Source organism: Streptomyces sp. CHD11, assembly GCF_018638295.1.
Lineage (GTDB): Bacteria > Actinomycetota > Actinomycetes > Streptomycetales > Streptomycetaceae > Streptomyces.
In genome coordinates this window covers 289,953-302,319 of record NZ_JABTTS010000002.1, presented here as the reverse complement: position 1 = coordinate 302,319, position 12,367 = coordinate 289,953, and the positions used below count along the sequence as shown (strand labels likewise).

Genomic DNA, 12,367 nt, shown 5'->3' with positions numbered 1-12,367 from the left:
CGGTCGTCGGCGGTGGCGCCGGCCGGGTCGGGGCGTACGGGCGGTGTCGGTGTCACGGGTGCCGGGTGCCGGACCGGGGGGCCGGGCACGCGCCTTCGTCGTGCTCCGACGGGAGCGAGGGTGTGTCCCGGGGTGTGGAGCGGACGGCTCGTCGGGAGCGGGGGCTGCCCGGGGGCGGGCCGGCTCCGGAGGGTGGCGGCGGGGCCGCGTCGACGGGCTCGGGGAGGGAAGGCCGGCCAGGTGGGGGTGTGGTGCGGGGCTTCTCCGCCGGCTGGTGTCAGCCACTGCTCGTGCTCGGTCATGGGCTCATCCTGCGTGCAACGACCGACGGGCGTGCGGGCCTGTGGACAGCCTCGGGGCTGTGGACAACTCCCCGGTCGATGGCGGACCGGCCGGCCCGCCTATCAGCGCGACGTGGACGTGAACGCCTGGTCCGTCCGCACGATTTCGCGGCCCAGCGGGAACAAGGAGACCGGGATCAGCTTGAAGTTGGCGATGCCGAGCGGAATTCCGATGATCGTCACACAGAGGGCGATGCCGGTGAGGATGTGGCCGAGCGCCAGCCACCAGCCGGCCAGGAGCAGCCACAGCACGTTGACGACGAAGGAAGGGGCTCCCGCGTCCCGGCGTTCGACCGTCGTGTAGCCGAAGGGCCAGAGGGCGTAGACACCGATCCGGAACGCGGCGACGCCGAAGGGGATGCCGATGATCGTGATGCAGAGCAGCGCGCCGGCGACCACGTAGCCGAGGAACAGCCAGAAGCCGCTCAGGACGAGCCATATGAGATTCAGGATGGTCTTCACTGGTGGTGACCTGCCATCTTCTCTAGCCGGGCGATGCGTTCCGCCATCGGCGGGTGGGTGGAGAACATCTTCGTAAGACCCTGCCCCGGACGGAACGGGTTAGCGATCATCATATGACTGGCCGTCTCGATACGGGGCTCGGGAGGCAGCGGAAGCTGCTTCGTCCCGTGTTCCAGTTTGCGCAGGGCGCTTGCGAGGGCGAGCGGATCGCCGGTGAGCTGGGCGCCCGAGGCGTCCGCTTCGTACTCCCGGGAGCGGCTGATGGCCAGCTGGATGAGGGACGCCGCGAGCGGGCCCAGGATCATGATCAGCAGCATGCCGAGGAGGCCGGGGCCGTCGTCGTCGCTCGAACGGCCGATCGGGATCAGCCAGGCGAAGTTGACCAGGAACATGATCACGGAGGCGAGGGCTCCGGCGACCGAGGAGATCAGGATGTCACGGTTGTAGACATGACTGAGCTCATGGCCGATGACGCCGCGCAGCTCGCGCTCGTCGAGCAGGCGGAGGATGCCTTCGGTGCAGCACACCGCGGCGTTGCGCGGGTTGCGGCCGGTGGCGAAGGCGTTGGGCGCCTCCGTCGGGGAGATGTACAGACGGGGCATGGGCTGGCGGGCCTGGGTGGAGAGCTCCCGGACCATGCGGTAGAGCTTCGGGGCCTCGAACTCGCTCACCGGGCGGGCACGCATCGCGCGCAGGGCCAGCTTGTCGCTGTTCCAGTACGCGTACGCGTTGGTGCCCAGGGCGATCAGGACGGCGACGACGAGCCCCGTACGGCCGAAGAAGCTGCCGATGACGATGATGAGCGCGGACAGTCCCCCGAGGAGGACTGCGGTCCTGAGCCCGTTGTGCCGGCGGTGCACGGTACGCCCTCCAAGTCGTGCGGCAGGGGGACCCTTGTCTGCTGATCTTCCTTCTGACCTGCGCTGCCACTGGTGTTCGTGGTGTGCCACGTCCAGTGGACCCTCCCGCATCGGTCAACGCCAGACGAAGGGCACTAGTTCCCTTGTGCGCGCGGTGGCGCGTGTCAACCGACCGGGTGACGGACGCTCCGTGTCGGTCGGGGAAGGCAGTCGCGCGGGGGCTTCCGACGGCCGTGCGCGCGGGTACGGGACGCCCTCCGATGCGCCGCGTCGGATGCGGTCCGTTGCGGTCCGTTGCGGTCAGAACAGTCCGGTGTCGGTGAAGCGGAGGACCAGCTGGGGTGCGCCGGACAGGGCGATGCCGATGACGCCGGTCAGGGCGATCGCGGCGGTGAGCGGGGCGGGGAGGCGGTGGCGGACCGGCCCGCCCTCGGGGGTGCGGAACAGCAGCGCGGTCCACTGGAGGTAGTACACCAGCGCGATGACGACGTTGACGGCCATGACGACGGCGAGCCAGCCGAGGCCGGCGTCCACGGCCGCGGCGAACACCGTCACCTTGGCGAAGAGGCCGATGATGCCCGGCGGGAGGCCGGCGAGGCAGAGCAGGAAAAAGCCCAGGAGGAGCGCGGCGAGCGGATGGGAGGCGTACAGGCCGCGGTAGTCGGCGACCCGGTTGAGCCGGTGTGCGCGGCCGACGAGGGCGGCCACCGCGAAGGCCCCCAGGTTCACGGCGCCGTACATGAGGGCGTAGGCGAGAGTGGCGCCGATCGACTTCTCCGGGTCGTCGGAGTACGCGGCGGCGGCGATCGGCACCAGCAGGTAGCCGGCCTGGCCGACGGAGGACCAGGCGAGGAGGCGTACCGCGCTGTGTGCGCGCGTGGTCTGCTGCCTCAGTGCGCCCACGTTCCCGACGGTCATGGTGAGGGCGGCCAGGACGGCGAGGGCGGGACCCCACACGTCGGCGTACGACGGCAGGGCGACGACCGTGACGAGGATCAGGCCGGAGAAGCCGACCGCCTTGCCGATGACCGACAGGTAGGCGGCGATCGGCAGGGGGGCGCCCACGTAGGTGTCGGGGACCCAGAAGTGGAAGGGGACGGCGGCGGTCTTGAAGGCGAAACCGACGAGGGTGAGGACGACACCGGTCTGGGCGAGGGTGTGGAACTGCCCGTCGACGGTCTGGATCCGCTCGGCGACCAGGGTGAGGTGGAGGGTTCCGGTGGCGGCGTAGACGAAGCTGATGCCCAGCAGACTGACCGCGGTGGCGGTGACGGAGGACAGGAAGAACTTCAGGGCGGCTTCGGAGGACTTCCGGTCGCCCTGCCGCAGGCCGACCAGGGCGAAGGCGGGCAGGGAGGCGACCTCCAGGGCGACGACGAGCGTCGCGAGATCGCGGGAGGCGGGCAGGAGGGCGGCGCCGGCCGCGGAGGAGAGGAACAGGAACCAGTACTCGCCCTCGGGGAGGCGTTTGCCCTCGTCCTTCAGGGTGGTGACGGACAGGAGCGCGGTCAGCAGGGCGCCGCCGAGCACCAGGAACTGGATGACGAGGGTGAAGCGGTCCGCGGTGTAGCTGCATACGCCGGTGTCGCCGACCAGGCAGAAGGTGCTGCGGTCGGCGTCCAGGAGGGGCAGCAGCATGAGGGTGGCCGCGGCCAGTCCGGCCACCGAGATCCAGCCCAGGAGCGGTTTCCTCGTTTCGCCGGCGAAGAGGTCCGCGACGAGGACGACGAGTCCGACGACCGCCGCGATGGCCGGGGGCGCGATGGCCAGCCAGTCGACGGACTGGACCAGGGAGCTCATCGGGTGCCTCCTGCGAGGAGCTGCTGCACGGCCGGGTCGGTCAGCCCGAGGAGGGCCTTCGGCCACAGGCCGGCGACGACGGTGAGGACGACGAGCGGGGTCCAGGCGGCGAACTCGTAGGAGCGCACGTCGGTGAGAGCCGGGGCGTCCTGGGGCACGGCGCCCATGCAGACCCGGCGGACCATGATCAGCAGGTACGCGGCCGTCAGCAGGGTTCCGAACGCGCCGATCGCCATGAAGGTGAGGAAGGCGGGCCGGCTGAGCCCTTCGGCGGGTTCGAAGGCGCCGAACAGGGCGAGCATCTCGCCCCAGAAGCCGGCGAGGCCGGGCAGTCCGAGGGAGGCGACGGCGGCGAAGGCGAGCAGGGCACCGAGGCGGGGGGCCCTGCCGTAGAGAGCGGCGCCCGCCTCCTTGGCGAGGGTGTCGAGGTCGGTGCTGCCGGTGCGGTCCTTGAGGCCGCCGACCAGGAAGAACAGCAGGCCGGTGATGAGCCCGTGGGCGACGTTGGCGAACAGGGCGCCGTTGACGCCGGCCGGGGTCATGGTGGCGATGCCGAGGAGGACGAAGCCCATATGGCCGACGGAGGAGTAGGCGATGAGCCGCTTGAGGTCGCCGTTCGCGCCCCGTCTGACCAGCGCCAGACAGGCCAGGGATCCGTAGATGATGCCGACGACGGCGAAGGCGGCGAGATAGGGCGCGAAGGTGCTGAATCCGTCCGGTGCGGCGGGCAGCAGGATGCGTACGAACCCGTAGGTGCCCATCTTCAGCAGCACACCGGCCAGCAGGACGGACCCGACGGTCGGCGCGGCGGTGTGGGCGTCGGGCAGCCAGCTGTGCAGCGGCCACATCGGAGTCTTGACCGCGAGCCCGATCCCGATCGCCAGAACGGCGATGACCTGCACGGACGCGGTCAGCGACCGGCCGTTGTCAGTGGCGAGTGCCACCATGTCGAATGTGCCCGCCTTGATTCCGATCAGGAGCAGGCCGAGCAGCATGACCACGGAGCCGAGCAGCGTGTAGAGGATGAACTTCCAGGCGGCCTCGGCCCGGCCCTCGCCGCCCCAGCGGGCGATGAGGAAGTACATCGGGATGAGGACCATCTCGAAGGCGAGGAAGAACAGGATCAGGTCGAGGACGGCGAAGGCCGCGAGCGTGCCGGACTCGAGGACCAGCAGGAGGGCGACGAAGGCCTTCGGGGACGGCCCGGCCGGCGGTTTGAAGTACGAGTAGAGGGCGCTGAGGAAGGTCAGCAGCGCGGTCAGGACCAGAAGGGGGAGCGAGATGCCGTCGGTGCCGAGGTGGATGCGCACGTCGAGTGCGGGGATCCAGCTGATGTCGGTCGTGGCCTGCATCGTCGACGGCTGGTCGTGGTCGAAGCCGAGCGCGAGAATGACCGCCGCGACGAGGATCGCGCCGGTGACGGTCACGCCGTGGCGGAGCACGGCCTGTCCGGGCGACTTCCCCTTCAGCCCCGGCGGGGCCGGCAGCAGAGCGGCGACGGCGCCGAGGAGCGGTCCGACGACGAGGAACGCCAGAAGGAACTGCATCACGGACTCGTTGATATCGATCACGCCTGCTCACGCTCCCGTGGCGGCGAGGACGACGGCGACCGTGAGGACGACGGTGCCGGCGAGCAGCGCGCTCACATAGGTCTGCAGATTGCCGGTCTGGGCCCGTCGTACGGCGGCACCGAGCCAGCGGGGCAGTGTGCCCGCGCCGCGTACGTAGGTCTCGACGACCTCGCGGTCGAGGAACCGTACGACACTCGCGCCGGCCCGGACCGGGCGGACGAAAAGGGCCGTGTACAGGGCGTCCAGGTGGAAGCCGGCGGCCGCGGGACGGTGCAGCGGGCCGAGCAGCAGCCGGCCCGGGTCCGAGGGGTCGGGTGCGTAGGCGATGTCCCCGTAGGCCGGTTCGTGGCTGGCGATGGCCTCCGCCTCGACCAGTGCGGCGTCGGCTTCGGGGTGGGCGGCGACGGCACCCAGGGGGACGCGGTCCGCGTGTGCGGTGGTGTGCCGCCAGGTGGCGTAGGTGATGATGCCGCCGACCAGGGCCACGCCCGTGCCGAGCACGGAGGTGGTGAGGGTCGGGGCCAGGCCGTGGCCGTCGAACCAGTCGGGCAGTACGCGGAAGGCGAGTCCGCCGAGCGCGAGGGACGGGACGGCGAGCACCCACAGCACCACGGTCATCGTCAGCGGCTGCCTGCCGTGGTCGGGGGCTTCGGGACCGCTGCCCCGGAAGGCCAGGAGCCACAGCCGTGTCGCGTACGCGGCGGTGAGCAGGGCGGTGACGAGGCCGGCGAGGAGGACGATCCAGCCCGCCGCCGCGGAAGTGTGCCCGGTGTGCCCGGTGTGGCCGGTGACGACGTGTTCGGCGGCACCGAGGACGGACTCCTTGGAGAAGAAGCCGCTGAACGGCGGCATCGCGGCGAGCGCCAGCAGCGCCACGGTCATCGTCCAGTAGGCGTCGGGGACGCGGTCGCGCAGGCGGCTCATACGGGACATGGCGGCCAGCGAGTTGGTGCCGGCGGCGTGGATGATCACGCCGGCCGCGAGGAACAGCAGCGCCTTGAAGGCGCCGTGGGACAGGAGGTGGAAGACGGCGGCTTCGCGGTCGGCGACGGCGAGGGCGCCGGTCATGTAGCCGAGCTGACCGATCGTCGAGTAGGCGAGGACGCGTTTGATGTCGTCCTGGGCGAGAGCGGCGAGCGCGGAGCCGGCCATCGTCACGGCGGCCATGACCGCGAGGACGGTCATCGCGGCCTGTGAGGCCTCGAAGAGCGGAAGGAGGCGGGCGATGAAGTAGACACCGGCCGCGACCATGGTCGCGGCGTGGATGAGCGCGGAGACGGGCGTGGGGCCCGCCATCGCGTCGGGGAGCCAGGTGTGCAACGGGAACTGCGCCGACTTGCCGGCCACGCCCGCCAGGAGCAGCAGGGCGATCAGCGTGGGGTGTTCGATGCCTCCGTCGGCGACGGCGTCCAGGATCCGGGTGATGCGGAACGATCCGGCCTCGGTGGCCAGGGCGAACAGGCCGATGAGGAAGGGGACGTCCCCGAGCTTGGTGACCAGGAATGCCTTGAGGGAGGCGGCGCGGGCCTCGGGGGTCTCCCAGTAGTGGCCGACGAGGAAGTAGGAGCAGATGCCCATGACTTCCCAGCCGACCAGCAGGACCATCAGGTCGCCGGAGTAGACGACCAGGATCATCGCGGAGGTGAACAGGGAGACGAGAGCGGCGTAGGAGGGGTAACGCGGGTCGTCGCGCAGGTAGCCCGTCGAGTAGATCTGCACGCAGGTGGCGACGACGGTGACCAGGACGGCGGTCAGGGCGGCGAAGCCGTCGATGTGGAGGGCTAGTTCGATCGGGACCGAGCCGGTCGGCGTGAGTTCGGTGGCGGCGTCGACGGCCCCGTCGCCACCCTGGCGCTCGGCGACCAGGGCGGCCAGGACGAGGGAGGCGAGCGCCGGCAGCACGGCGAGCGGACGGACGAATCCGGGGGCGGTGCGGCCCAGGAGCAGTCCGGCGACAGCGCCGAGGAACGGAAGGAGGGGGACGAGGACGGCGAGGGTGGTCGTGGTCACGCGGTGGCCTCGGCCTTCTCGGCGGCCGCCCCGGGGGCGGAGGCGTCGCCGTCGGACACGCCGCTGCCGGGGCCGTCGGGATCATGGTCCTCGGCGGTGTCACGGAGCCTGTCGATGTCCGAGGTGCCCCGGTTGCGGTACACGGCGAGGACGATCGCCAGGCCGATGCCGATCTCCGCGGCGGCGATGGCGATGGTGAACAGGGCCAGGGCCTGGCCGGAGTGCAGGGTCTCCTCGGCGGCCCGGCTGAGCCAGACGTCGAAGGCGACCAGGTTCAGGTTGACGGCGTTGAGCATCAGCTCGACCGACATCAGGACCAGGATCGCGTTGCGGCGGGCGAGGACGCCGTACAGGCCGGTGCAGAAGAGGAGGGCGGACAGCACGGCGGGATAGGCGAGGTGCATCAGCGGGTCCCCTCCGTGTCGCTCCGGGCTTCCCCTGGCCCGGGGGCGCCGGGAGGGGCGGCCGGTGAGGACGCGGTGACGGTCGCCGCCTGCCCGGCCTTCGCCTTGCGGGACAGGACGATCGCGCCGACCAGCGCGGCGAGGAGGAGGACGGAGAGGGCCTCGAAGGGCAGGACCCAGTGCTGGAAGAGGCTCGCGCCGGTCACCTCGGTGGAGCCGGCGGGGGCTCCGTCCAGGTCGATCCAGGTGGTCCGGAAGGCGTCGACGACCACCCACACCAGGGCGATGCCGGCGACGCCGGCCACCCCGAGGGCGACCCACCGGTTGCCGGAGTCGGCGTCCGGTGAGCGGCCGATGGGCGCCCGGGTGAGCATCAGCCCGAACAGGAGGAGGACGACAACGGAGCCGACGTAGATCAGGACCTGCACCCAGGCAATGAACTCGGCGGTGAGCAGGAGGTATTCGACGGCGAGACCGCCGAGGGCCACCACCAGCCACAGGGCGGCGTGTACCAGCTGCCGGGTGGTGACGGTGATGACGGCGGCCCCGAGGGTCACCAGACCGACGAGGAGGAAGGCGATCTCCACTCCGGTCGGGGAGAGGAAGCCGTGCGTCTCGGCGGCGGCGGTGGTCGTGGCGTGCGCGGCCGTACCTGCGGCTGCGGCGAGGATCACGACTTCTCCTCCTCCTGCGGTTCGGCCTGGGCGGCGGCGAGTTTGTCGGCGGTCTTGCGGGCGGCGGCGACTTCCTTCGGCTCCTCGGCGCCGGCGTCGAGCGCGGGCGGGGCCGGGACGGTCCACATCCACTCACGGAGCTTGTCGCGTTCGTGGGTGAGGTCGCGGATGTCGGTCTCGGCGTACTCGAACTCCGGGGACCAGAAGAGAGCGTCGAAAGGGCAGACCTCGATGCAGATACCGCAGTACATGCACAGGGAGAAGTCGATGGCGAAGCGGTCGAGGACGTTGCGGCTGCGCTCACGGCCGCCGGGGGCCGCCGGCGGGACCGTCTCCTTGTGGGAGTCGATGTAGATGCACCAGTCCGGGCACTCACGGGCGCACAGCATGCAGACCGTGCAGTTCTCCTCGAACAGGCCGATCACACCGCGGGAGCGGGGCGGCAGTTCGGGCTGGGTGTCCGGGTACGGGGCGGTGACGGACTTCTTCGTCATCGTCCGCAGGGTGACGGCAAGGCCCTTGGCCAGACCGGAGCCGGGGATCGGGGCCATCAGAGGAACACCACCTTGACGATGCCGGTGAGGGCGATCTGGGCGAGGGAGAGGGGGACGAGGAAGGTCCAGGAGAGTTTCTGGAGCTGGTCCTCGCGCAGCCGGGGGTAGGTGACGCGGAGCCAGATGATGACGAAGGCGAGGACCGCGGTCTTCAGCAGGGTCCAGACCCAGCCGAGTCCGTCGGCGCCCCAGGGGCCGTGCCAGCCGCCCAGGAAGAGAACGGTGGTCAGGCCGCACAGGACGACGATTCCGGCGTACTCGGCGAGGAGGAAGAGAGCGAAGCGCAGACCGGTGTACTCGGTGTACGCACCGAAGATGATCTCCGAGTCGGCGACCGGCGCGTCGAAGGGAGGGCGCTGGAGTTCGGCGAGGCCGGCGATGAAGAAGACGAGCGCGCCGGTGATCTGCCAGGGGACCCACCACCACTCGAAGGCGTCGAGGATGCCGATGAGGGAGACGGTGCCGGCCGCCATCGCCACGGAGGCGGCGGTGAGCAGCATCGGGAGTTCGTAGGCGAGCAGCTGGGCGGCCGTGCGCAGGCCGCCGAGGAGGGAGAACTTGTTGGCGGAGGCCCAGCCGGCCATGAGCGAGCCGAGGACGCCGACACCCATGACCGCCAGGACGAAGAACACGCCCGCGTCGATCACCTGGCCGACCGCGCCCTCTCCCGGGCCGACCGGGATGGCGAGCAGGACGAGGAGGTACGGCAGAAGGGCGACGGCAGGGGCGATCTGGAAGACGCGGCGGTCCGCGCCGGCCGGGACCACGTCCTCCTTCTGCACGAACTTCACGCCGTCGGCGACGAGCTGGGCCCAGCCGTGGAAGCCGCCGGCGTACATCGGGCCGAGGCGCCCCTGCATGTGGGCCATCACCTTGTGCTCGGTCTGACCCACGATCAGCGGGAAGGTGAGGAAGACGACGAACACGACGAGGAGTCGCAGGGCGACGTCGAGCACGTCGTTCACCGCGGGCCTCCTGAGGGATCGTCGGGGGTGATACCGGTCCCGGTACCGGTCCCGGACCCGGGCTCGGGCTCGGACTGAGTCCCGGCTCCGGAGCGGGGATCGGGACCGGCGTCGGTGTCGGTGTCGGCATCGGTGTCGGGACCGGCATCGGTGTCGGCATCGGTGTCGGGACCGGCATCGGCGTCGGTGTCGGGACCGGCATCGGCATCGGCGTCGGTGTCGGGACCGGTGCTGTCTTCCTGCTCCGTGCCGGCGGCGGAGGCCGCGGTCCCCGGCCGGGCACCGCGCTCGGGGGGCGCCTCGTCCCGGGTGGCCCGTCCGGCGCCGGGCCCGGGGGTCCCTCCCGCCGGGCGCGCCTGCGCGGGATCGGTTGCGTCATCGTCCCCGGGTCCGGCACCGGTCCCGGGGGCCGGCGCGGCCTCGGGAGGGGCGGCGGACTCCACCGCCGGTTCCGTGAACGCCGGACGGGCGTGGTGCCAGGGGGCGTCCGGGCTGCGGGGGCCGGCCGGGGGACTCGCGTCCGGCCCACCGGTGTCGGTGGGCGTGGGAGTGGGCTCGTCACCGGCCGGTGGGGCCTCGTCCGACGCCGCGCGTTGACTCGCCGACCCTTCGGAGGCGCTGCGCGCCCGGCGAGGGCCTCCGGCGGCAGGCGTACCGGAACGCTGCGACGCCGATCCCTCACTCGCACTCCGCGCACGTCGGGCGGGAGGGCGGGAGGGGGCGGGCGGCTCGGGTGAGGACGCCTCCGCCGACGGGCTCGCGGAGCCTTCGGCCGCCGGACGGTCACGACGCGACGCAACCCCGGACTCCGGCGCAACCGCCGACTCCGGTCCAGACGCCGACTCCGGTCCAGACGCCTGACTCGCGGAACCCTCCGCCGCCGAACGCGCGCGGCGGGGTGGGCGGTCGGTGGGGGTGCGGGTCGCGCCCGCGGCCGTTCTGGCCGTGCCTCGGGCCGGGCGGGAGGGGGCCGGGGGGAGCTGGCCCTTCAGCGGGCCCCATTCGTTGGGGTCGGGCACGCCGGGGGGCAGCATCTGGCGGCGCCTGGGACCGCCGTGCTCGGATTCACCGGGCTCCTTGGCGCCGGGCCAGGCCTTGGCGACCCGGGCGGCGAGGACGAAGTCCTTGCGCAGGGGGTGGCCCTCGAAGGTGTCCGGCAGCAGGAGGTGGTCCAGGCCAGGGTGGTCGGTGAAGCCGACGCCGAACATCTCGTGCGTCTCCCGTTCGTGCCAGGCGGCGCCCGCGTAGACGTCCACGGCGGACGGCAGCACCGGGGCGTCGTGCGGCACCGTGGTGCGCAGCAGCAGGCGCCGTACGGGGTGCAGGGCGGCGACATGGGCAGCGACGCGGAAACCCGTGCCGGGTTCGTCGACCGCGCTCAGCCAGTCGAAGAAGGTGCAGCCGAGGCGGACGCGTGCGGTCTCCAGGGCGGTGATCCAGGAGGCGGGCGGTACGTCGACGGTCAGGAGGCCGTACGACTCCTCCGCCGTGGCCTCGGCACCGAACAACTCCGCGGCATCGGCGGGAAGCCAGCCGGCCGCGGTCACCGGTCCTCCCCCTCACCGGCCGCGGGCGCCGGCGGCCGGACCAGCCCGCTCCGCAGCGCCGCCGCCGAAGGCCGCCCGCCGGCGGATCCGTACCGCTCCCCGAGGGACTCGCGCGCGATCTTCTCCTGGAGTTTCAGGATCCCCTGGAGCAGCGCCTCGGGCCGGGGCGGGCAGCCGGGGACGTAGACGTCGACCGGGATGATCTGGTCGACGCCCTTGGTGACGGAGTAGGAGTCCCAGTACGGCCCGCCGCAGTTGCTGCAGGCTCCGAAGGAGATGACGTACTTCGGCTCGGGCATCTGCTCGTACAGCCGCTTCACCGCGGGCGCCATCTTGTCGGTGACCGTGCCGGAGACGACCATCAGGTCGGCCTGACGCGGTCCCGGTGCGAAGGGGATGACACCGAGGCGGATGAAGTCGTGCCGGGCCATCGACGCGGCGATGAACTCGATCGCGCAGCAGGCCAGGCCGAAGTTGAAGACCCAGAGCGAGTAGCGGCGGCCCCAGTTCAGGACGACCTTCATCGGTTCGGGCGCCAGCCGGGAGAGCGCGCCGAGCCGTTTCGGCTCCGGGAGGAGAACCGGTTCGGAGGCGGCAGGGTTCACGTCCATGTCAGGACGCCCTTCTTGTATGCGTACAGCAGGCCCACGGCGAGGAAGCCGAGGAAGATGAACATCTCCACGAGGGTGGTCGCGCCGTAGCCGTCGGCGGCGAAGACCGTGGCCCAGGGGAAGAGGAAGATCGAGTCGACGGCGAAGATCACATAGAGGAAGGCGTAGACGTAGTAGCGGACCTGGGTGTGGGCCCAGCCCTCGCCGACGGGGTCGACTCCGCACTCGTACGTCAGGAGCTTCTCGGGTGTGGGGACCACCGGCCGCAGCAGGCGTCCCGCTCCGAAGGCGACGGCGACGAACAGCAGGCCGACGACGGCGAGCAGTCCGACGACCGAGTAGGACTGGAAGTAGTCCGCCGCGACGACGGTCGTTTCCCGCACGTCCGCCCCTCACTCCCTCGGATCGGCACCCGGGCCCCTGTCCGTCCCGTGCCCGTGATCCGTGCCGGTGAACGCCGAACGCCACGGTTCGACGATCTGTACGCACGGGAGTCTAGGCCCTCGTAAAGGAGCGGTAAGCAGCCTGTCACCACTCGGGATACCAAGGGTGGGGTTTTCCTCAGTGC

12 protein-coding genes are annotated in these 12,367 nt (G+C 71.4%); all 12 read right to left on the bottom strand.

The genetic code is table 11. From position 1 onward, the window contains the following. Positions 1–404: 404 nt before the first annotated feature. Positions 405–803: a YccF domain-containing protein gene (locus HTV45_RS03105; protein WP_215204020.1), complete on the bottom strand. Its 399-nt coding sequence runs from the start codon at positions 801–803 to the stop codon at positions 405–407. After that, entirely contained in the window at positions 800–1,663 is an 864-nt protein-coding gene (gene htpX / locus HTV45_RS03100) for a zinc metalloprotease HtpX (RefSeq protein ID WP_215204019.1), read from the bottom strand. Before htpX ends, HTV45_RS03105 begins: the two co-directional genes overlap by 4 nt. 300 nt (positions 1,664–1,963) lie before the next feature. Then, positions 1,964–3,463 carry an NADH-quinone oxidoreductase subunit N gene (locus HTV45_RS03095; RefSeq protein WP_215204018.1) on the bottom strand — a complete coding sequence of 500 codons (1,500 nt, stop codon included), beginning with the start codon at positions 3,461–3,463 and terminating at the stop codon, positions 1,964–1,966. Then, the gene (locus HTV45_RS03090; RefSeq protein WP_215204017.1) at positions 3,460–5,034 is read right to left on the bottom strand and encodes a NuoM family protein; all 1,575 of its coding nucleotides are present in this window, start codon (positions 5,032–5,034) and stop codon (positions 3,460–3,462) included. The genes HTV45_RS03095 and HTV45_RS03090 overlap by 4 nt, the downstream gene beginning before the upstream one ends. 6 nt (positions 5,035–5,040) lie before the next feature. Continuing rightward, the gene (locus tag HTV45_RS03085; protein WP_215204016.1) at positions 5,041–7,044 is read right to left on the bottom strand and encodes an NADH-quinone oxidoreductase subunit L; all 2,004 of its coding nucleotides are present in this window, start codon (positions 7,042–7,044) and stop codon (positions 5,041–5,043) included. Continuing rightward, positions 7,041–7,448 carry an NADH-quinone oxidoreductase subunit NuoK gene (gene nuoK, locus HTV45_RS03080; protein ID WP_215204015.1) on the bottom strand — a complete coding sequence of 136 codons (408 nt, stop codon included), beginning with the start codon at positions 7,446–7,448 and terminating at the stop codon, positions 7,041–7,043. The genes HTV45_RS03085 and nuoK overlap by 4 nt, the downstream gene beginning before the upstream one ends. Beyond that, a complete protein-coding gene (locus HTV45_RS03075; RefSeq protein WP_215204014.1) occupies positions 7,448–8,122 on the bottom strand; it encodes an NADH-quinone oxidoreductase subunit J in 675 nt (224 codons plus the stop codon). The genes nuoK and HTV45_RS03075 overlap by 1 nt, the downstream gene beginning before the upstream one ends. Then, the gene (locus HTV45_RS03070; RefSeq protein WP_215204013.1) at positions 8,119–8,673 is read right to left on the bottom strand and encodes an NADH-quinone oxidoreductase subunit I; all 555 of its coding nucleotides are present in this window, start codon (positions 8,671–8,673) and stop codon (positions 8,119–8,121) included. Before HTV45_RS03070 ends, HTV45_RS03075 begins: the two co-directional genes overlap by 4 nt. Continuing rightward, positions 8,673–9,641 carry a complex I subunit 1 family protein gene (locus tag HTV45_RS03065; RefSeq protein WP_215204012.1) on the bottom strand — a complete coding sequence of 323 codons (969 nt, stop codon included), beginning with the start codon at positions 9,639–9,641 and terminating at the stop codon, positions 8,673–8,675. The genes HTV45_RS03070 and HTV45_RS03065 overlap by 1 nt, the downstream gene beginning before the upstream one ends. Next, complete coding sequence (locus tag HTV45_RS03060) at positions 9,638–11,188, bottom strand: NADH-quinone oxidoreductase subunit C (RefSeq protein ID WP_215204011.1); 1,551 nt, start codon at positions 11,186–11,188, stop codon at positions 9,638–9,640. Before HTV45_RS03060 ends, HTV45_RS03065 begins: the two co-directional genes overlap by 4 nt. Further along, positions 11,185–11,799, bottom strand: coding sequence for an NADH-quinone oxidoreductase subunit B (locus tag HTV45_RS03055; RefSeq protein WP_215204010.1), 615 nt, complete (start codon positions 11,797–11,799; stop codon positions 11,185–11,187). The genes HTV45_RS03060 and HTV45_RS03055 overlap by 4 nt, the downstream gene beginning before the upstream one ends. Further along, positions 11,790–12,182 carry an NADH-quinone oxidoreductase subunit A gene (locus HTV45_RS03050; RefSeq protein WP_030860845.1) on the bottom strand — a complete coding sequence of 131 codons (393 nt, stop codon included), beginning with the start codon at positions 12,180–12,182 and terminating at the stop codon, positions 11,790–11,792. Before HTV45_RS03050 ends, HTV45_RS03055 begins: the two co-directional genes overlap by 10 nt. Positions 12,183–12,367 lie beyond the last annotated feature (185 nt).

What these genes read in the sequence shown, in the direction of transcription:
- HTV45_RS03095 (WP_215204018.1), bottom strand. Translation starts at nt 3,463, where the DNA reads ATGAGCTCCCTGGTCCAGTCCGTCGACTGGCTGGCCATCGCGCCCCCG.
- nuoK (WP_215204015.1), bottom strand. Translation starts at nt 7,448, where the DNA reads ATGCACCTCGCCTATCCCGCCGTGCTGTCCGCCCTCCTCTTCTGCACC.
- HTV45_RS03070 (WP_215204013.1), bottom strand. Translation starts at nt 8,673, where the DNA reads ATGGCCCCGATCCCCGGCTCCGGTCTGGCCAAGGGCCTTGCCGTCACC.
- HTV45_RS03055 (WP_215204010.1), bottom strand. Translation starts at nt 11,799, where the DNA reads ATGGACGTGAACCCTGCCGCCTCCGAACCGGTTCTCCTCCCGGAGCCG.